Raw genomic sequence first — 20,326 nt, 5'->3', positions numbered from 1 at the left:
CATTTACCTATTTAAAAATTCAGCGCCAGCTTGCGGATAATTTTCACCAGGATAACATCGAGGGGCATATAGAAAAAATGTACTCCCGCCACAGCAACAACCATGAAAATCAGCAGCGAAAGAGTGACTGTCCATTTCTTCCTAACAATACTCCGGGCTTCGGCCTCAGTCTCCCAATACGGAACCACCGCGAGAACGGGAAGTTTGACTATTTCTGAAAGCTCCTCCGGCCTGCGTATTGATCGGTCCATAAATTCCAGAAAAACACCGATTCCGATGCCGAAGCCGGTGGAAAGAACAAATCCTACCAAAATCAGAGCGAGGCGGTTGGGACGTATGGGTTTTTCAGGAACAATGGGAGGATCAATAAGGGTAAACCTTTCCGCGAGCTGGCTCTGCTCAAGCCCTTTGGCTTCGCGGGCGGCAAGAAGCCTGCTATTAATATCCTGATATTTCAACTGGGCGTTCTCATAATCACGCAACAAAATTTTGTATTCTTGTTCAACCTGTGGAGTATTCACTACTCTCTGCTGATATTTGCGGTACTGATTTCTCAGATCAGCATAAACCCGCTCGGTTTCGGCAATCTCAAGTTCAGTCGAAGCTATTTGTGTCTCGATCTGTATATATCCGGGATTGTCTGGCAGCTCCATTGTACTTTCAAACATCCCGTCTTCCAGTGAGACTTCACCAAGACGTTCATTCAAGGCGTCCACTTCACGCTTAAGGCTGACTACATCAGGATGTTTATTTGAGTAACGTTTGAGCAGAACCTCCAATTCCTGTTCTCTCTTTCTCAATTCACGCTTAACAAGGTCGTAGCTTTGCACTGCGTCCACTTCCAGTTCCAATGACTCAAGCTGACGTTTCATTGCGAGCACTTCGGGATGCTTTTCTGAATACCTTGAAGTAAGTGCAATATATTCCCGGCGCAGCTTTTCAAGATCTTCCTTGGCAGTTGAAAAGCGGGTTCCATCATTGGATACAATTTTAAGGTGCGGATCAATGCTGGCCCGCTGTCCTTCAAGATAGACCTTGCGGTTCTTAAGTGATGCTATCTGCTCCTGAACCTTATCCATCTCACGCTGGAGTTTCTCCATGGAGTTCATATTGTGGACAAGCAGTTCAGGCAGTTCATTGACATGACCTTCCTTGAATGCCGCAATCTGTGATTCCAGTTCAAGAATCTCGGAGCGCAGTTCCGCCAACTGCAGTTCAAGAAATTCAAAAGTTGATTTGGCTTTTTCCTCACGTTCTTTGAGGTTTTCTTTCAAATAAAGCGAGGTTAAAACGTTGGCTACCTGCGCAACCTTCTGGGGTTTGCGCCCTTCATAGGAAAGGGTAAAGGCTACGGTTGCACTGGCGGGACGACCTGAATACTGGTTTGTAACCTCAGCTGTAATCGGCTCAAGCTGAATATCCTCACGCATCTTGGTTATTATTTCCTCAGTGGTGTATTTTCCGATCAACTCCGGATAAAGCTCAAACTCCTTGATAATATTAAGAAGATTACCATGACTTAAAACCACTTGGGAAATAGACTGCAGACGTTCTTCTACAAAACCAGTAACAGTGGTCTGAACCAGATCCTGCGGGATATCCTGATCCTCAATCAGAATCGTGGCAGTGGACTTGTAGACCGGAGCAAGAACAAAAGCCAGAACACATATGATGGAGAACAGAACTCCTGCCGGAATTATGAACTGGTACTTCCTGCGCCGCAGCACGTCTATATAATATGCAATTTCATAACTCTGTTGCATTAAATCCTGACCCCTTAATTTATCTCGGTCGGAAAGGAATAACTTATTCCCATCCATGTTTTTACTCTTTCATTGATCACGCTTGTCAGTTCATTACGGCCCCAGTTGTAGCTGAAACCGACCATCCACTTCCAGTCCTTTTCAAACTCCCAGCGAAAAATATGCTGTGTGAATATTCCCGAGGCCTTATGTTTCTGTCCGCCGGCAGCGCCATCTGTTTCATTGAGCCACCATGTATTGATGGTGTCATACTGCATAAATTCGTTGAAATCGTAACGGCCATATATTTCAGCCTGATCCATCACCTCGTTTTCACCGTACCTTCCGGGACGGACAATCCTCTCCAGAGCAGGAACAATGGCATACTTGAACTGTCTGTATCCCAGTTCCGCCCGGACCTGATACAGAAAATCCTCGCTGTCTCCGGTTACGGAATCAGTTGAATAATTCGAATAAGTGATCCCCGGTCCACCTTTGACGGAAAGTTTCCATTCTGGAGAAAAATTATGGTCAAACCCGACTACAGCCTGAAAGGAAACCTGATCGCTTTTGAAGCCGTCTATCTCCCTGCTGAAATGTGTGAATGAACTCATCTGCCCGGCAAACACACTGCTGACCTCGTTGGGCAACTGATGCCCCCATACGATGCTCAAAACATTCGTCACATAATCCGAATCAGCAGCCCGTTCATAATCTGTTTTATCCGTATAATTTGAGATTCGAATATTATCACGTTCGGTCAGCCACCAGCTCACCTCCGGAGTTGCGGTGGTCTTAAGGACTATTGTCGGGTCAAGTTCCACACCCCCGGCTTCGTAAGTATTCTGGTCCAGATTATGATAACGTCTGTGGGCAAGAGTCAGCCCGGCATCAAGCCTCTGGGAAAATTTGTATTTCCCGGAAAGGTTCACATTGTAATCATAACGGTCGAACTTACTGTTCTCAAAATAATCACGGTAGATAAAATCCCCGTTAAACTTCAAATTCATGTCTTCACTGATCACGTCCACGTTAAGGGAGGGCGTAATTTCAGTAACCATATCGTCAACATCGGTGTAGTCGATATTGGAATCATAGGTTTCAGTCAGAGTCAGTGAAGGAACAGCCCGGACAAATTTACCGGAGAGTCCCAGAAACCTTTTCGGAGTAGTGAAGAACAAGCCGTTTTCCGAAGACTTCCAGCGCCTTTCTTCATCAATATCCGAGGGCAAAAGGGAAACTGAAGGGTCTGTATAACGATCCTGATCATCCACCTCAGCCCTGCTGACCATCTGCGGTTCGGGGCTGTCCGACCTGCGGATCTCAAGCTTTGAGGAACTGCCCGAATCATCTTTTGCAGCAATCTGGACACCCGATAAAGACTTCTTCCCGTCAACACCTCCAGCAACCGTCGAGACAGAAGCTCTTTTTATACCTTTTTTTGAGGAGACCTTATCAATTCCAGCACCTGAAGCGGCTGGATCATCTTCAACTGAAACATAAGCAGCCGTAAGGTCTTCGTCAGTTGGATTGCGAGCAGAACCGTCACTGATATCAGCAACTGAATCCTGATCTGTCAGGATGACTTCAGGGTCATCAACAGGTTCCGCATCAATCGGACGGGTACTTATGAGCACACCCTTGACCGGCCTTTTGAGATCCGCAACATAGACCGAGCTTTTTCCGGGGAACGGTTCGCGGATATTATCAAGAGGCACAACAACAGGCATCCGAACTACCCAGGAAGAGTCCTCCCCGGCAATTACACCACACACCGGAATAATGGCCAATGTGCAGAGCAATATGCGTAAATACCTGTAAACAGCCACTGACATCGAACTCCTCTATAATAAACATTTTTAATTTCCCCGCTTAGGGGACCACTATCGTATCACCTGACTGGAGAATTATGTTCTGTTCAAGATTGTCACCATCGGCGAATTCATCATAATCGAACTCGAAAACCTTCTGTTTTCCGTCCGGAAACCTACGGACCACCACAATATTTCCGGAGTCTGCAAAGTTGCTCAGCCCCCCGGACATGGCCAGAGCCTGCACAACTGTCATTTGCTGACCCATGACAATCATCTTGGGATTCTGCACTTTTCCCATCACATAAATCTTTGGGTTTTCGACCTTTCGCAAAATCACAGTGACCGCCGCATCAGGAATATACTCAACTATACGTTTCCTTACTTCTTCACGAAGCTGGCTGACAGTGCGCCCCCCGGCCTTCAAATCTCCTGCAAGAGGAAAGGACACGCCGCCATCGGGCCTGACTACAACTTCACGGGCAAGATCATCATCACCCCAGACTGAAATCTCGACAATATCCTCAGGTCCCAACCTGTAAGCATTATCAGCCGCTTTCTGGGCAGAAGCCCCGTCTGCAGACATTGCAAAAAATATAACAGATAGAACAAAGACACATAATTTCAGATAGTTCATAACAATACCCCCCGACTGATAAATGATAACTTAACAGTGCAATCGTAAATCTGTGATTTGTTTTTCCTTAAAATTCAAAATATTGACAGCAACAGACAAGTTTAAATCCTTAATCTACTGCCGCCATGCAAAACTAAAAACAGTCCTCAAAATTATCTCCAGATCGAGAAACACAGACCATTTCTGCAAATATTCAATATCGTAAAGGATTCTTTTGTACATTTCCTCATCCGAGCGTATCTCCCCTCTTGAGCCGTTAACCTGTGCGAGCCCGGTTATGCCGGGTCTTGAAATATGGCGGAGCATATAACCGGGAACGTGGGTACGGTATTCCTCATTCATTTTCACCGCATGGGGCCTTGGGCCGACAATAGACATAGACCCCATCAGAACATTGATAAACTGGGGCAGCTCATCCAGACTGTTCTTACGCAAAAACCGTCCAAAAGCGGTAATTCTGGGATCATCTCTGGAAGCGGGAACAAACTCATAGCCGTCTTCAAGAACTTTCATGGTCCTGAACTTAAGAATCTGAAAAGGCTCTCCCCCCAGACCGTACCGCCACTGCCTGAAGAAAACAGGCCCCTTAGATGTCAGCTTAATGCCCAGAGCAATAAGAATCATCAAGGGTGATATGAACATAAGTATCACGGTCGAAAGAATTATATCTTCAGCCCGTTTTATAAAACCGTTAATCCCCTCAAAAGGAGAAGAGCGCAGAGCAATAGCAGCCTGCCCTGCAACCTGAGCCACATCTCCGCCCATAAGCCGTTTAAATATAGACATATCCGGAAAAAAATAAATCTGGGCAGCTGAATCCTCAAGCTCACGCAACAGACCTTCCAGAATGACCTCTTCCCGCATGGGCAGTGCAAGGTAAACCAATTGAACCCTGTTCTGTTTCACATATTCAGGGAGCTGTTCAATCTTTCCGAGACATGGTTTCTGGCCGTTACATTGCTCATCTTCACGGTCAAAAAAACCTTCCACATTGATCCCGGCCCACGGATTTTCATCAATCCATTGAGCAAGCCTTGCCCCCAAGGTCCCACTACCTGCAATTACTGCTTTTTTGTTCAGTCTGGTTTCGAAAAACCAGCTGAAAAAGAATTTTCTTAGAAAAATTCTTTCAATACACATCAAGGCAGGCCAGATGAAAATCCAGGACAGAACAACACTTCTTGAATAAATACTTGATACCTTAAAGACATATCCAAGAATAAGCAGTCCACCGAAAACCGCCAGCGCAGCCACAACAATTCTGTTGCATTCGGAAATAAGTTCAGCTCCGGCCCAGTCTCTGTAAACTCCGGCTATATTGAAACATAAAAGCGTGAGCAGAAAAGAACACGCAAACAGCAATAGAAGCTCATAGCCTGTAGCAACGAATGATGAAGGGGAAAATATAGAATAGAGAAAAACAAGTGTTCCCGAAGCTAACATCGGATCAAGAATCTTATGGAAAGTTCCCAGCATACCGGCCGGTAATCTGAAAAATTGATTCACAGCAACCTCCCATTGCAGTATTTTCAGTCACGGCTAAATATTACAATAAATGTTCAATTTATACAGTATCTTTTTACAAATAAAAACGGAGACCGCAAAAAGCGATCCCCGCAGATAGAAAAACACACCCTTATAAACAATCAAAGTCTATCAAGGAGGTTAACCGCTTCTTTTTTCTCGGGAAAATCTTCTTTTGTTTGGAGAAGAGCGGTTAAAATCTTTTTAGCTTCCTTTCTATTATTCTGACGGTAATAAACCAATGCCTTGTGATACTGGGCTGCAGAGAAGTCCGGAGCAATCTGCAAAGCGGAATTGAGCACATGCAGAGCCTGTTGATAGTCACCTTTCAAAAACAACACATAGCCGAGGGTGTCCAATGCTTCGGGACTCTGGTTGCTGGCAGCCACACGGGCAAGTTTCAAAGCTTCCTGCATTGCTTCGCCGCTGTCAGAAAACTTGGTGGCCAGCAGGTAAGCGAGATTATTGGCAGCCAACTGAAAACCGGGAACCTTTTCAAGTAGTTCAGAATAGGCTTTGCGAGCCTTGCCATACTCTCCGGCCTGCTCATATAAAAGCCCGAGGATAAATCTGGGACCCGGATTATCGGAGTCCTCCGCCATCTTTGCGATGAATTTATCTATTCCGTCACTGATCCTGTCTTCAGCCACATAAAGATCTCCAATCCTCATGTAGGGGATCATCCACTGCGGGGCGAGAGAGACAGCTTTGGAATAACTATCCTCCGCCTGCTCAAAATTGCCTCTGCGGGCCTGAATCCTGCCCATAATTTCATAGATACGGGCATTATCGGGAAATTTCTCCAACAGTTCCTCACAGAATCTAACTGCCGCAGTATATTTATTCTGTTCAAGCATTGAAGCGACTTTACCCTGTATGGCAGCAAGAGAATCAGGGGCAATTTTCAAGGCATCGCTGTAATATCTTTCAGCCTGCCTGTTTTTGCCTTCAGCACCGGCCAGTTCTGCCAATTTAAGAAATCCTACAGGTGAATCAGGAAATTTCTCAGAGATTTCATTGAAGGTACGCGATGCAAGGCTATTATCCCCCTTGATGGCGTACACATCTCCGATAGCGGTCAGAATATTGATATCATCAGGTCTCTTTTCTCGCAGCCTCTGTAACTCAAGAATGGCCTGATACCAGTCTTTTCTATCCAGATAAGTATTGATCAGGGCTTCACGGGCAGGTCCGTAACCTGGATCAAGATTTATGGCCTCTTTAAGATTTTCTATGGCAATACTGGTCTCATCGTTTGCGAGATGCCCTTTTGCGAGAAGAACATAAGCGGGAGCACTTGTCGGATTATCCCTTACAACCTGCCTGAACTCAGCCACTGCTTTCTGGCCTTTGCCTTCAAGCAGATAAATCTGTCCGCGCAGGTAGTGAGCTTCCGAGTCTTTAGGATTTCGCTCGATAACCTCATCCAGCTGTTCCAAGGCCTTAAGTGCTTCGTTCATATCAAGATAAAGCGTGGCCAACTGTTTGCGGTAAACTACATTGTCCGTGCTTTCAGAATCCACTTCGATACCGGCGGTCAGAACATTAACAGCGTCTTCCTGCCGTCCCTGGGAAATATACAGTGAAGACAGTGCAGAACGCAGTTCAAGCGTTCCCCTGTCAGCGGCAATACCCTCTTTGAGTACATTTTCAGCCATGCTGAATTTCTTATCTGCACTAAGGAGCCGGGAGTAAAGTATCCGGTATTCATCATTTTCCGGATAACGGCCTACCAGCTCTGACATAAGAGATTCAGCCCGGTCATTTTCGTCTAAGCCGGAAAAATATTCAGCCGCAAAAATAACAAACCTCGGTTCTCCACCACTGACACTGAGCAGTTTTTCCACATAAGGCCTGGCTTTTTCCGCTTCACCGGTCTGACGGTAAAGAGCAGCCAGCTTGACGAGAAGAGCTTCATCAGAAGGAACATGTGAAACACCCTCCAACAGAACTTTTTCCGCTTCTTTCATCTTATCCTGCCGGACATAGACACTGCTGGCGGACAGATACACATCAGGGTTTCCCGGATCTTCTTTTTTAGCTATCCCAAGCATCCGCTCAGAATCTTCGAATTCACGGTTTTCTGCCAGAACCGATGCCAGAACCAGTCGTGCTTCAATGTTACTCTGGTCGCCATTCAGAGCCTGCCTTGCCATGTCTCCGGCATTATCAAATTCTCCGGCAAGCAGATAAAGCTTGGCCAGCTCCACCTTAGCCTCGGTGAGTTGCGGATCAAATTCGGTAGCATAACGGAAATTGACAAATGCGGTCTGAAAGTTACCCTCCTCAAGGGCTAACTTACCGAAAAGAAGGCGGCACTCAGCACATTCCGGATCGATTGAAAGGGCGTTCTTGAGTTCAAGACGCGATTCCGTATATTTTTCCTGTTTGTAGTATTCAACGGCCTTCTCGTAGAACTCTTCCCGTCTTTTTTCACAACCAGCGAACAGACAGGATATTACTACAATCAAAATCAGCGGAAATATTATCTTACGCATTTTATCCTCGTGCATGCCTGTCTCAGCCTGAAAACTACTCAGGAACATACGGAGCTAGGATTGAACTGAAATCACCGATAAATCGATCAAGTATTTTCTGGCCGTCTTCAATGGTTTCTCCGTCAGCGAGCAGCAGTTCAAGACGGATCAAAGCACCGTCAGTGCGCTGCTTCTGAATCGAATCAAGAGCCAGATAAGCTTTGTTTAAATATTCATTCGTTATGATGCGTCCCCGCTGCTGAAACCAATACAGTGCCAACAGCCGGTAGCCGGGTCTCTGCAGAATCATACGCCGGACTTCGAAAGGACGTCCGTCTTCAGGGGCTGGCGGCAGATCTGTAGACGAAGAAAGATCCCAGCCCCCTCCGCCGAGAAGACAGCTTACGGGATTATGCGCTGCGCGCTGCGGTTCCTGATAGTCATAATACGATACAAGAGCCAGAATATTCCTTCCGCTTTCTTTATCCTTGAAAACACCTGAAAGATAATCGTCCGCTCCGAGAGATTTAACTATGTTGTCCTCGAAATAATCGCGCGTTCCTTCATAGCGGGAAAATTCCATTGGAAACTTCCCGAAGCTCTGCCGGTCGGGAATAACCCGCTCCGAAACAAGATTCAGATGCCCGGCAAACATGCCCGCCAGAAATACGGCCATGACAATCAGGTGCAACGGTGAATTAGTCGCGGCCTGACCAAAATTTGAAGCAGTAACCTGCTCTTTTCCTTCAGGTTTACCGCCAAGAAAATTGAGCAGTAGACTCAAGCCCACCAGCATAATTATCGAAAGCAGATAAATAACAAAACCTGAAGCATCATGAAAAAAGTTCTCGGCAGTCTCGACCGAAATATTACGGGCAATATAACCGACAATAGCAATCCTCAGGGCATTAGTGGCAATAGCGGTCGGAACAGTCGCCAGCACAACAATCACCCGCTGCCATGTGTGCCTGTTGAACCAGCAGGCCATAATGATGCCGAGCAGAATTGTAGGGAAAAGATAACGCAGCCCGCTGCAGGCATCCACAACATGCAGCTGAATCAGACCCAGATCAATCACATTGCCTTCCCGGTAGACGGGAATATCAATGAACTGCATCATGCGTACTGAAAGGTCGGAAGAGATCAGCCTCAATTTGAAAGTAAGCATACGGTTGATAAAAGGCGGCGGCGGAATGGCGAAAGCAAGAATCAACAGAGGAAAGAAAAAGGCTTTCATGGAACGCCAGCCATGAACAAAAAGCACCGTGGCAAGAACGCACAGCCACATTGAGGCAAAAACCAGCGCATCCACAGCTGAAGCTTTACCCAGAAAGAACAGTCCGCAGACAAGAAGAAGGACAAGATAGCCGGACTTCACAGAAGGCAGGCTGGGTTTCGGAAGCATATCCCTTCTCTGCCATGCCGTGTACAACGCAAGAGGTACCACCAGCCAGCAGTATGAATAATCATCGCTGTTCCAGCGGTTTAGGAGAGGGGGGAAGGAATCCCAATACAAGGCGGTCCAGGCCGCCAGAACCAATATAAAAGATAAAACAGCAGTCACCTGAACTCAACTCCCGGGAATATACTAATGGCCACTTTTACTGACATCATTTTTAATAAACCATAACAGAAAAAACACCGACCAGAAACATCAAACATGCCGAAATGTAAAATACTTTTCACCAGCCACCTTATTATCAAAATCCCAGTCTAAGCTCCGGAGTCCCCCCCGTCAGAAGAAATGGAATCTTCGTCATCATTTAGTACTTCGGGAATTTCCACAAAACATAAAATTGAGTAAAACATCTGGCCCAGTCCGAATCTGGTAATGTAGCTGTTGCTGGCAAAATTCATGAGTGCAACCGACAGGAAAAAAGCAAGAAAAACAAAACGCACCCTCCCGTTCAAAGCCAATATCTTCCGCAGCAGGCAAAACTGAAAGGACATGAAAAGCAGAAATCCAACTAGGCCGGTCTGGGTTAGCACATCAAGAAAATCATTATGGCTGTTGAGCATTTCTCCCACAACTTCGGTCTTCTTCTTGGTATGCGACCATGTATTTCCAACCCCGACTCCGGCCAGAATTCCATCAATAGGCTGCATTGAAAATTCAGTTAGATTATGCCTCCAGATATAAGGCCGACCGGAACCGAAATTTTCAGCCGCATCCCTGCCGCTAGCTGAATCAACCATGTCATAGAAAACGGTGTAGAGTATCGCTGCAAACAAAACTCCTACAAAACACATAACTCCGGTAAAGATAACCAGAAGCTTCTTGTTAACTCTGAACAAATAGTAATAAATAAATGCTATGAGACCGAGAAGACATGTACGGACATAACTCTTCCACAGACAGTACAAAGCAAAAATGCTCATGGTGCACACAAGAACAAAAAAAAGTCTCTGTCTGGTAATGGGAATAAGCTTCCTGTCTTCCGCACAGACCACGGCATAAATAACAAGAAGCATACAAAAAAGAGCCATACAATGCCCAAGGTCATGGCTGTTTACATATATACCCTTAAATCTGGCAAGATTGTTCCAGTAAAGCACGGTATAAAGGCTTTTCCCCTGCACAATGAGAAATGTACTTGCCAAAATGGGTATGGAATACCCCACAAGCATTATCTTGACCAGCTTTGCATAACGTCTGGTGTCGGTAATAACATTCTTCAATACGAAATAGGTTACGAACGGCAGAACGAACTTGGCGGCATCCTTGAGATTGGAACGGTCAATATAGAGAACATAAATAAAAAATACCCAGACAATAAAAGAGAACAGGAAAAAATCAACGACTGAAATATTCAGGGTCTTTGATGAAATAATCTTTAATATGAAGGCGATAATCAAGAGACCGGTGGCGAAAATGGCAAAGACTTCACTGACATTAAGCCCGAATACCAACCAGCCGATATCAATGAACATAATCGGCCTGAAAAAGAAAAATAAAGCCAGTAGTGCTGTCATTTATTATTTTTTGTTCTTTTTGAAGATTTTGGAATCATGTGTCCATAGCATCCGATTATAATTTCAGTCACTTTTGCGGAACTGAAATGATCTGCCGCATACTCTGCCGCTTCGGCGGACATCCGCTCAATGGCGCCGGGGTCCGACACCAATGTTTCCACCGCATTTTCAAGTGCTTCAGCGCTCACTTCCGGAATAAGAACCGCGTTCTTCCCGGGCTGAATAATTTCCTTTATCCCTCCGGCATCAGTCACCACCGGAACAAGACCTGCTCCCATAGCCTCAAGAAGTGCCACAGGGCATCCTTCACCATATCTGGTAGGTAAAAGAAAGATACATGATTTTTCAAGAGCTTCAAACTTTTCGCGCCCACGGATATAACCGGACAACTCAACATTTATAAGGCCTTTCACGGCTATCATCTTTTCAAGCCCGGCCCTCTCAGGGCCTTCCCCAGCCATAATGAGCTTAAGGTCAGGAAATCTTGAAGTAAGCCGACTGAAAGCTTCAACTGTTTCATATACTCCTTTTTCCCTGATTAAACGGGAGAGATACAGAATTGTTCTGCACTGCTTCCCCTTCTTAGTAACGACCGGAAGTTCCTCCAGATTAACCATGGTTGTGATAGTGCGGACTTTATCCTCCTCTACCCCGATGCCGAGAAGACATTCCCTGAACTTTTCCGAAAGGACCAGAACAGTGCCGGACCTGTTGATCAGGTTCGCTAAAACTGCTGCAGCCCATTTCTTTTCGGCAATACTATTAAAAAAATCCTGTTCCCAGCCGTGGAAAAAAATCAAGACCCTTCCGGAATAGCCGAACAGATAAAACATAATCAGCAGAGGAAATTCCTTGATAACCGAACGCAGATTAAGCGAAGGATTCATGTGGATCACGTCAAAGTGTCTTCTGAAAAGCAACAAGGCAAAACCTAAAATATCCCTCACAGGCATTAAGTATCTGCTTAAACCTTTCTGCCCGAAACGGCGCCCATAAGGTTTAATATGGACATGTGCTTTTTCCTCCAGCTCTTGAGACAAAAGCCTGACCGTTTCAGCCACGCCACCCGGTATATTCATATCCGGAGTAACCAGAAGTATATGTTTTTTAATACTGTTCACCAATCCCCCGATTAAAACATGTTTCTATCTGCCTACCTCAAAGCATAGCTTTACGCCAGCGCCCAAGGCGAAAAGCAAAGCAACATTATTTAAACAAAATGTAACCTTTCAGTAACAAACAGACTCGTTTTAGGAGTAGTGTCTTTGGCGCAGTGATAATATTGCTTACTGTTTTGAAACACCTACTTTGCGGAGCTCATTAGAAATGCTGCAACTCCTTAAGAAAAAAGCCGAATCACTAACCGAAAATTCAGTCAATGGCGTAGAATATATGGAAGGTCCCGGAATCGGCAGCCTCATACAAAATGCCGGACGGCTGAACATACTATATTTTGCTATTCAGGATTTCCCCACCCTTTCCGCCATGTACGGTCCAGAATGGGCAGAAGAACTGGAGCATGATATCAAAGAAGCCATAACCAAAGAGGGCGAATCCACTCTAGGCCATGATGAATTTCATATCTTTTCTTTCAATGCAGGTGAATTTTTCCTGCTTGACCCCAGAGAATCCCTCGGCAGCCTACAATTGCAGGAATTTGCCTACCAGTTGAAAGTTAATGTTGAAAACAGAATTAAAAGTGAACAGATAGGCAGAACAGGAAACAATATAACAATCAATAGCGGACATTCATTTTTTTACTCCGCCCAGTCCAACGACATGCTCTGGTCCGGTTTTCTTTCTTCAATCGGTGAAGCCCGGCTTGAAGCCCAGAAAAGCATGGATATTTCCAAGTTGGAGCTCTCCAATGAGTTCAGTGACATTCTGGCGCAGGGAGATATCCGCTGCCACTATCAGCCCATTGTAAACCTGAGTGATAAAACCATCCACGGCTGGGAAGCTCTGGCACGAGGTCCCAGAAACTCCCCGTTCCGCTCTCCTCTCACACTTTTTGATATGGCCGAAAAACTCGGCAAGCTGTTCCAGCTCGAAAAACAGTGCCGCGAAGCAGCTATCAGTTCATTTGGAGAACACAGGCCTCAGCACAAACTTTTTCTGAACATACACCCCCGCACAATAGTGGACCCGAACTTCACTACCGGTGAAACACGCATACTTCTGGACAAGTTCGGTCTCAAACCCGGAAATATTGTATTTGAAATTACCGAGCGGCACAGTGTCAAAGATTTCAAGACCTTTCGCAAAACACTCGACCACTACCGCAACCAGGGATATCTGGTAGCCATCGATGATGCGGGAACAGGATACTCCGGTCTTACTTCCATTGCGGAAATCAAACCCGACTACATCAAGATGGATAAATCCTTTATTGACGACATCGAGACAAATCAGGTCAACCGGGCGATGATTGATACTTTCACAGATTTCGCAGAAAAAATCGGCGGAAAATTAATCGTGGAAGGAATAGAAACACAGGCTCAGGCTCTGACTTTGATAGATATGGGCGTACATCTGGGACAGGGGTATTTTCTGGCCAGACCGCAAAGGCTGAAGCCCCAGCTGACGGGAGAAGCCATGACCCTGAAAATGTCCAAAGACTCCATATATGACAATGCCACTTATGGCATTCCCGTCAAAAACCTTGTCAATAAAGTGGAATCAGTAGAGGCAGACACCCCGGTCCCTGTTGTGCAGGAATTGTTTGAGCAGAAAAACGCGCTCGGAAGCATTGCTGTCGTCTGCAATAAAATCCCCTGCGGACTGGTAATGGAATATACTCTGAACAAACATCTTTCCGGTAAATACGGAGTAGCACTATACTCTAACAAACCCATCACCTCGGTAATGGATGATGATCCACTCATGGTAGACCTTGAAACCACCGTGGAAAAAGTTTCACAGATGGCCATGGCCCGGCCCCGAAAAAAGGCCTACGATGATGTAATAATTACCTGGAAAGGAGAGCTGATGGGAACGGTTTCCGTCCAGAGGCTTCTTGACACGCTCGCTTCCGTTCAGGTGGAAATGGCCAAGGGAACCAACCCGCTCACAGGACTTCCGGGCAACCTCGACATCGAAAAAGAGATCGAGCGCAGAATGAGGGCCTTGGAAAAATACAGCATAATTTACGCCGATCTCGACAACTTCAAAGTTTACAATGATACTTACGGCTTTAAAAACGGAGACAAAATAATACTCCAGATTGGCAGGTTACTGCAGTGGTCTGCCAAGAGACACGGAGCTGGCAATGACTTCATAGGGCATATCGGAGGAGACGACTTCGTGATTGTCACCACTCCCAAAAGAGCCGAACGGGTGTGCCTATCTGTTACCCGTCTGTTCAAAAGGCTGGTTAAACAGAACTATAACGAAATAGATGCCGCGAACGGATGGATAGAAGGCAAGGGGCGTGACGGAACAATTGCCAAATTCCCACTGGTTTCAGTGTCTATGGCCATTCTGGACTGCGAGCCGGATCAGACCCTTATGGAGATCGGTGAACAGGCTGCATCCCTCAAAAAATGGGCCAAGTCCATTGAAGGCAACTGCTGGGTCCGGGAAAGACGCAGACGCTGATAATCCTGACCTTGATTCAGACTACAAAAGATTATCTTCGAAGATATGCTTGATTCGATGCCGCAGGTTTGTATAACGCTTACCTGCGGTTACGTTATTGAGCCCTATGTGAAATGCTCTTTTGCTTCCGACCATTACTGCCAGCTTGCGGGCACGGGTCAGCCCGGTATAAAGCAGATTGCGCTGCAGCAGAAGATAATGCTGCGAGACGACCGGCATAACCACGGCCGGATATTCACTGCCCTGTGACTTATGTACGCTCACTGCGTAGGCAAGGGAAAGCTCATCGAGTTCAGAAAGTTCGTAATGGACGATGTTGCCGTCAAACTCACAGGTCAACTCATTTTCCTCGGTATCCACATACATAACCCGCCCGAGATCTCCGTTGAAAACTTCCTTTTCGTAATTGTTCTTCAACTGTAGAATCCGGTCGCCGACACGATATTCCACAAAACCTCGTTTAAGCCCCTTTCCGGTCGGCGGATTGAGTCTTTCCTGCAGCAGTGCGTTCAGCTTCATAGTTCCCACATCACCTTTATGCATGGGAGTAAGAACCTGCACATCCGTCATGGGGTCAAGCCCGTACCGCTCAGGTATTCTTTCACATACGGTCTGAGCTATAAGCTCCTGCACTTTGGAAGGATTTTCCTGCGGAATCCAGAAAAAATCTGCTTCGGGAGCTTCAGAGGGATGCCCCAGCGGAAAATCGCCATCATTTATACGGTGGGCATTAACAACGATATAGCTCTCCTGTGCCTGTCTGAAAATATGATTCAGCACGGCATTGGGAACCTGTCCGCTCTGTAGAAGATCGGAAAGAACGTTACCCGGCCCCACCGAAGGCAACTGGTTGACATCACCCACAAAAATAACCCGGCAGGTCAATGGTACTGCCCGAAGCACCGCAAGGCACAACTGGGCATCAAGCATGGAGGCCTCATCCACAACCAGAACGTCAGCCTTGAGCTTCTGATCTTCATTGTAGTAAAATCCCCCGGTATCAGGTGTGAACTGAAGCATGCGGTGAATAGTGGAAGCCTGCCTTCCGGTAGCCTCTGAAAGCCGCTTTGCCGCGCGCCCGGTGGGAGCGGCAAGTTTCACTTTAAGCCCCAGTTCACGTAGGGTCATGACCACCGCTCGGGTGATTGTGGTTTTACCGGTTCCCGGCCCCCCCGTGATAATGAAAAATTTGTTGACGCACGCCTCAAAAACAGCTTCACGCTGCTCCTGTGAAAGTTCAAACCCTAGTTCAGATTCAACCTCGGGCAGAGTCTTTTCAACTTTCTCCCTGCTGACAGGAGAGGGATGGCTTATCAGTCCGTGCATGCGTTTGCATATTTCGCTTTCAAATCGGTAAAAATGCATGAGGAAGACAGCTTCATCAATGTCCTGCTCAACAAGATTTTCCAGCCGGACCCTTTTGCGCTCTTCAAGCGAATAAATACCGTCACTGATCAATTCTAGATCCACGCCGCCCAGCATTTTAGCCACGTCCTCGATCAATTTTTCTTTCGGGCAGAACATATGGCCGCCCCGCTCGCTGACTGAAAATAAAGAATAGATAATTGCAGCTTCAATACGTTGAGATGAATCCGCGGCAAAGCCGAGTTTCAAGGCCATGGCATCGGCGGTCTTGAAACCTATTCCCCGGATTTCGTAAGCCAGTTCATATGGATTTTCACTGATGCGGCTGACGGACTGTGCCCCGTAAAGATTGAAAATTTTAGCCGCATAGGTAGGCGGGACATCATGGGTGTGCAGGAAGAGAATCAGGTTCTTTATTTCACGCTGCGACTGCCATGATTCAGTAATCTTTTCCAGTTTCTTCTTGGAAATCCCTTTGATCTTGAGCAGTTTTTCAGGTTCATCATCCAGAATATCAAGGACTTCCACTCCGAATTCCTTGACCATCTCTGTGGCGATTGATTCACCTATACCCTTGATTGATGAAGACTTGAGATAACGGATAACCCCGGCTTCAGTTGCGGGTCTGATTATTTCATAATAATCCGCTTCGAACTGCCGTCCGAACTTGGCATGCTGTTTCCATCTGCCATGAAATTCAGCGGATTCACCGGGAGTAAGCTGTCCCAGCACCCCGACAACCGTAATCTGAGAGGCCTCGTCCTTGGATGAAATCCGGGCTACGATATAACCGTTTTCCTCATTGTGATAAACAACCGTACGAACTTCACCAGTAAGAGTATCCGACATCAACTTGTCCTATGTGAGGCCTCCGTCTGCCTCGCGGGGGCGTAAAAAATAAATAATCAGGTCCAACTACAACTTCTGACGGTACTCAAGTGACTGCCTGAGTGTCTCTTTATCCGTATATTTGACCTCGGAACCAATGGGAATGCCCTGCGCAAGCCTGCTTAACTCCACCCCGGGAAAGCGGTTTTCAACCATATTTTTGATGTATGAAGCTGTTGCTTCAGCATCAACGGTTGCCCCCAGCGCCAGAATCAGCTCTTTAACCTCACCCTTTTCGAGACGTTCCTCAAGTTTTGCAAACTCAAGCTGCTGCGGTGTAACCCCGTCAAGCGGAGAAAGAAGTCCGCCGAGAACAAGGTAATACCCCTTGAAAAGTCCCATCTCCTCAATAGCGAGCAAGGAATCCCACTCAGAAACAAGGCACAGCTTATCTCTTTCGCGGCCCGGATCAGAACAGATTCTGCATGGGCAGGTATCGGTTATACTGGCGCAGTGTTCACAAATACAGAGTTTTTCACGCAGATCAATTACACTCTGCCCTATTCCGGTTACTTTTTCCCTTGGCATTTTCAGCATGGTTAAAGCAATACGCAAAGCAGACTTAGGCCCAAGACCAGGCAGTTTAGCCAGCTCTTGAGCTACTACTCGTAAGGGCTCAGGTAAATTTTCCATATCAATGCCTCCACTGGCACTCAACGGGCTAGTTATTAATTTTAAATACTAACCTAAAAGTATTTTAAGCTTATAAATCCATCACTCAGGAACAAGCTTGAGAACAAATCCCGCCAGACACGCCGTGGGAGAAAAATCTATTACTGAAATTGAAATACACAAAGAGTCCAAACTGGAAACCTGCATAATTACTCTGAACAGAAAAGACCGGAGAGGAAAATCATTCAAAAGATCAGGACCACATACCCCAAAGCTGCCTGAAAGCAGACACCCACAGTGTACCATCGAGCCCCTGACCGAAACAACTTTCCCCTCCGGAATAGAATGCTAATACTAGAACATGCCCGGGAGGTTCATTCCTCCGGTAATCTGGGACATCTCGGATTCCATCATTTCCTTGGCTTTCTTATTGGCGTCATTGACAGCAGCAAGAACAAGGTCCTGAATCATTTCGACGTCACCCGCTTCAACAATAGTGGGATCAATTTTGATTTCCAGAACTTCGGAAGAACCGTTGACTTTAACATTAACCATGCCGCCACCGGCAGAGCTTTCAACTTCGCGGGTTTTGAGATCTTCCTGCAATGCTGTCATCTTACGCTGCATAACCTGAGCCTGACGTACGAGATCGTTCATACCTTTCATTATATTACTCCTTGAAATAATTAACTGTTATATCAATACCGGACCGCCGGAAATCAAGTATCCTTGCGGGGTTCCACTGAAATAATGCTGGCGGCAAATGAGTCAATAACCCTTTGGACATCAGGATGCGCTTCGACTTCATCACGCAGCTGCTGCCTGCTTTTACGCTTGCCCTTAGCACTTACATTGACCTCGACTTCTGTCTGAGGACCGAAATATTCCCCGGCCAAACGGGACAAAGTAACACGGGCTTCTTTATCATTGATCTGACTTTCATGAAAAGGGTTGGAACAGGTCAGTACAAGTTTTCCATCCGAATAAATACCTTTGCATTTGCCAAGCCCTGAAACAGATCCATTAGCACCGCTTTTCTCGACATACCCCAGAAATCCCTCGAAATTTACAGGTCCGGAAGCACGCTGATTACGTGTTACACTGCCAGACTGGGGTTCATAGCTCTGAACATTGGATACAGGTTCCGGATCAGGATGAGCAAAATCATCCGGAGCAGGATTCTCAGACTCCGGAACAGGCGGCTCGAAGTCGGTACTAAGATGTGAAGAAGCCGCATCCGGAAGAGTGGAATCATCTGATCCCGATTCTCTTGAACTACTGTTACCGGCAGGGCTGCCAGACTCGGTACGACCCATCGGGCGTCCGTTTCCCATCGGCATCTGTCCCTGCTGCACTCCCTGAGGCATATTCGGCTGCGGAGGTTGTTGGGCCTGCTGCTGGGGAGGCTGCTGTGCTCCCTGCCGGGGCTGCTGTCCACCGGTTTGCCACGGCGGCGTACTGCCTGAAGGCGGAGCAGACTGAGGACTACCCTGGGGAGCTGGTTGCGGCGGAGCCTGAGGTGCGGATTGCGGTGCTGCCGAGGCAAGAGCTCCGGCACGTTCAACTGAAATAATATCCGACAGGCTGGCCATATTAAGAAGAAGCAACTCCAGAGCCATTGCAGGTTCAAGGCTGGTCATAACCTTGCGCTGCCCGTCCACGGTCATCTGCCAGCAGGCGTGAATGAAGGGACGATCGAAAGTCTGAGCCCATTTCATGAACTCCCCGGCTTCCTCCGAGGAAAGTCCAAGCAAGGGAATAGCCCTTTCACCGGACTGATTAAGAAGAAACATGTTACGCCAGCAATTGCCGAGTTCACGTATGAAAAAGCCAAGATCGAGACCCCGTCCCAGAACCTGCTGAACAGTCTCGCCCACGGTTACAAGATCACGGGAATGGATGGCCTGCATGAGTGAAAAGAAAACATCACGCCCGGCAAGGCCCAGTATGGAACGCACATCATCCTCAAGCAGCTTTTCACTGCCCAGAGCCAGAACCTGACCGAGCAGTGACATGGAATCACGCACACTTCCCGCTCCGCGTTTGGCTATAAGATCAATTGCGCCCGGCTCATACTCGATGCCTTCCATGCTGAGGATGTTTGAAAGATGGGCAATCAGCTCATCCTGCGAGAGCATCTTGAAGGCATAGTGCTGACAGCGGCTGATAATAGTGGCCGGAAACTTATGGGTTTCCGTGGTAGCCATGATGAAAGTAGCATGCGGCGGCGGCTCTTCAAGAGTTTTAAGCAAAGCATTGAAGGCCTGCACGGTGAGCATGTGTGCTTCATCTATTATGAATACCTTGTAGCGAAACTCAATAGGCGCATACCCGATGTCTTCCTTGAGCCTTCTTGCATCATCAACCTTACCATGCGAGGCGGCATCTATTTCAACAACGTCCACTCCGACACCGGCGGTTATCTGAAGGCAGTTCTCACACTCGTTACAGGGTTCTGCTGTGGGTGCGTTTTTACAGTTGAGCGCCTTGGCAAAAATACGTGCGATAGTGGTCTTGCCAACCCCCCTTGTTCCACTGAAAAGATAGGCGGGGGCAACCTTGTCCTGCTCTGCGGCCCGGGACAAAATTGTTTTGACTGCTTCCTGTCCCGCAACTTCACTGAACTTCTGCGGACGATATTTCGCTGTCAGATTTGATGTACTCATTATTAAGGCAAGTCCATTAACCCCGGCTGATACC

13 protein-coding genes are annotated in these 20,326 nt (G+C 46.9%); 1 reads left to right on the top strand and 12 read right to left on the bottom strand.

Annotated features, from left to right (window positions below):
* Positions 1-11: 11 nt before the first annotated feature.
* From ACZ5PW_RS11630 to ACZ5PW_RS11595, 8 genes are all read right to left on the bottom strand, one after another.
* Positions 12-1,763: a GumC family protein gene (locus tag ACZ5PW_RS11630; RefSeq protein ID WP_464553621.1), complete on the bottom strand. Its 1,752-nt coding sequence runs from the start codon at positions 1,761-1,763 to the stop codon at positions 12-14.
* A gap of 14 nt (positions 1,764-1,777) precedes the next feature.
* A complete protein-coding gene (locus ACZ5PW_RS11625; RefSeq protein WP_464553620.1) occupies positions 1,778-3,577 on the bottom strand; it encodes a hypothetical protein in 1,800 nt (599 codons plus the stop codon).
* A 37-nt stretch (positions 3,578-3,614) separates the two neighbouring features.
* Positions 3,615-4,190: a polysaccharide biosynthesis/export family protein gene (locus ACZ5PW_RS11620; protein ID WP_464553617.1), complete on the bottom strand. Its 576-nt coding sequence runs from the start codon at positions 4,188-4,190 to the stop codon at positions 3,615-3,617.
* Between the two features lie 114 nt (positions 4,191-4,304).
* Positions 4,305-5,696 carry an undecaprenyl-phosphate glucose phosphotransferase gene (locus tag ACZ5PW_RS11615; RefSeq protein ID WP_464553615.1) on the bottom strand — a complete coding sequence of 464 codons (1,392 nt, stop codon included), beginning with the start codon at positions 5,694-5,696 and terminating at the stop codon, positions 4,305-4,307.
* Positions 5,697-5,836: 140 nt separating this feature from the next.
* Positions 5,837-8,212, bottom strand: a complete 2,376-nt coding sequence (locus ACZ5PW_RS11610) for a tetratricopeptide repeat protein (protein ID WP_464553613.1) — start codon at positions 8,210-8,212, stop codon at positions 5,837-5,839.
* 34 nt (positions 8,213-8,246) lie between these two features.
* Entirely contained in the window at positions 8,247-9,755 is a 1,509-nt protein-coding gene (xrtD, locus tag ACZ5PW_RS11605) for a VPLPA-CTERM-specific exosortase XrtD (RefSeq protein WP_464553610.1), read from the bottom strand.
* A gap of 149 nt (positions 9,756-9,904) precedes the next feature.
* Positions 9,905-11,164 (bottom strand): O-antigen ligase family protein, encoded by a 1,260-nt coding sequence (locus tag ACZ5PW_RS11600; protein WP_464553608.1) that lies wholly within the window; start codon positions 11,162-11,164, stop codon positions 9,905-9,907.
* On the bottom strand, positions 11,161-12,285 hold the full coding sequence (locus ACZ5PW_RS11595; RefSeq protein WP_464553605.1) for a glycosyltransferase family 4 protein: 1,125 nt from the start codon (positions 12,283-12,285) through the stop codon (positions 11,161-11,163). Before ACZ5PW_RS11595 ends, ACZ5PW_RS11600 begins: the two co-directional genes overlap by 4 nt.
* Positions 12,286-12,490: 205 nt before the next feature.
* On the opposite strand from ACZ5PW_RS11595, the gene ACZ5PW_RS11590 reads away from it, so the two are divergent.
* The gene (locus ACZ5PW_RS11590; protein WP_464553602.1) at positions 12,491-14,761 is read left to right on the top strand and encodes an EAL domain-containing protein; all 2,271 of its coding nucleotides are present in this window, start codon (positions 12,491-12,493) and stop codon (positions 14,759-14,761) included.
* 21 nt (positions 14,762-14,782) lie between these two features.
* Here the strand turns inward: ACZ5PW_RS11590 and recD2 are convergent, their stop codons facing one another.
* The 4 genes from recD2 to dnaX all read right to left on the bottom strand — a co-directional run bounded on the left by recD2 (position 14,783) and on the right by dnaX (position 20,292).
* On the bottom strand, positions 14,783-16,975 hold the full coding sequence (gene recD2, locus ACZ5PW_RS11585) for an SF1B family DNA helicase RecD2 (protein ID WP_464553601.1): 2,193 nt from the start codon (positions 16,973-16,975) through the stop codon (positions 14,783-14,785).
* A gap of 66 nt (positions 16,976-17,041) precedes the next feature.
* Positions 17,042-17,647, bottom strand: coding sequence for a recombination mediator RecR (recR, locus tag ACZ5PW_RS11580; protein WP_464553600.1), 606 nt, complete (start codon positions 17,645-17,647; stop codon positions 17,042-17,044).
* 333 nt (positions 17,648-17,980) lie between these two features.
* Positions 17,981-18,292: a YbaB/EbfC family nucleoid-associated protein gene (locus ACZ5PW_RS11575; protein ID WP_464553598.1), complete on the bottom strand. Its 312-nt coding sequence runs from the start codon at positions 18,290-18,292 to the stop codon at positions 17,981-17,983.
* 53 nt (positions 18,293-18,345) lie between these two features.
* Positions 18,346-20,292, bottom strand: a complete 1,947-nt coding sequence (gene dnaX, locus ACZ5PW_RS11570) for a DNA polymerase III subunit gamma/tau (protein ID WP_464553596.1) — start codon at positions 20,290-20,292, stop codon at positions 18,346-18,348.
* Positions 20,293-20,326: the final 34 nt, after the last annotated feature.

The sequence above is a fragment of the Maridesulfovibrio salinus genome (assembly GCF_055394525.1).
Note: the sequence above shows the minus strand (reverse complement) of the source record. Positions and strands in the feature narration are given on the sequence as shown.

Coding starts and splice junctions, on each gene's coding strand:
- recR (WP_464553600.1), bottom strand. CDS start 17,647: ATGGAAAATTTACCTGAGCCCTTACGAGTAGTAGCTCAAGAGCTGGCT.
- ACZ5PW_RS11630 (WP_464553621.1), bottom strand. CDS start 1,763: ATGCAACAGAGTTATGAAATTGCATATTATATAGACGTGCTGCGGCGC.
- ACZ5PW_RS11575 (WP_464553598.1), bottom strand. CDS start 18,292: ATGAAAGGTATGAACGATCTCGTACGTCAGGCTCAGGTTATGCAGCGT.
- dnaX (WP_464553596.1), bottom strand. CDS start 20,292: ATGAGTACATCAAATCTGACAGCGAAATATCGTCCGCAGAAGTTCAGT.
- ACZ5PW_RS11620 (WP_464553617.1), bottom strand. CDS start 4,190: ATGAACTATCTGAAATTATGTGTCTTTGTTCTATCTGTTATATTTTTT.
- ACZ5PW_RS11610 (WP_464553613.1), bottom strand. CDS start 8,212: ATGCGTAAGATAATATTTCCGCTGATTTTGATTGTAGTAATATCCTGT.
- ACZ5PW_RS11600 (WP_464553608.1), bottom strand. CDS start 11,164: ATGACAGCACTACTGGCTTTATTTTTCTTTTTCAGGCCGATTATGTTC.
- recD2 (WP_464553601.1), bottom strand. CDS start 16,975: ATGTCGGATACTCTTACTGGTGAAGTTCGTACGGTTGTTTATCACAAT.
- ACZ5PW_RS11625 (WP_464553620.1), bottom strand. CDS start 3,577: ATGTCAGTGGCTGTTTACAGGTATTTACGCATATTGCTCTGCACATTG.
- ACZ5PW_RS11590 (WP_464553602.1), top strand. CDS start 12,491: ATGCTGCAACTCCTTAAGAAAAAAGCCGAATCACTAACCGAAAATTCA.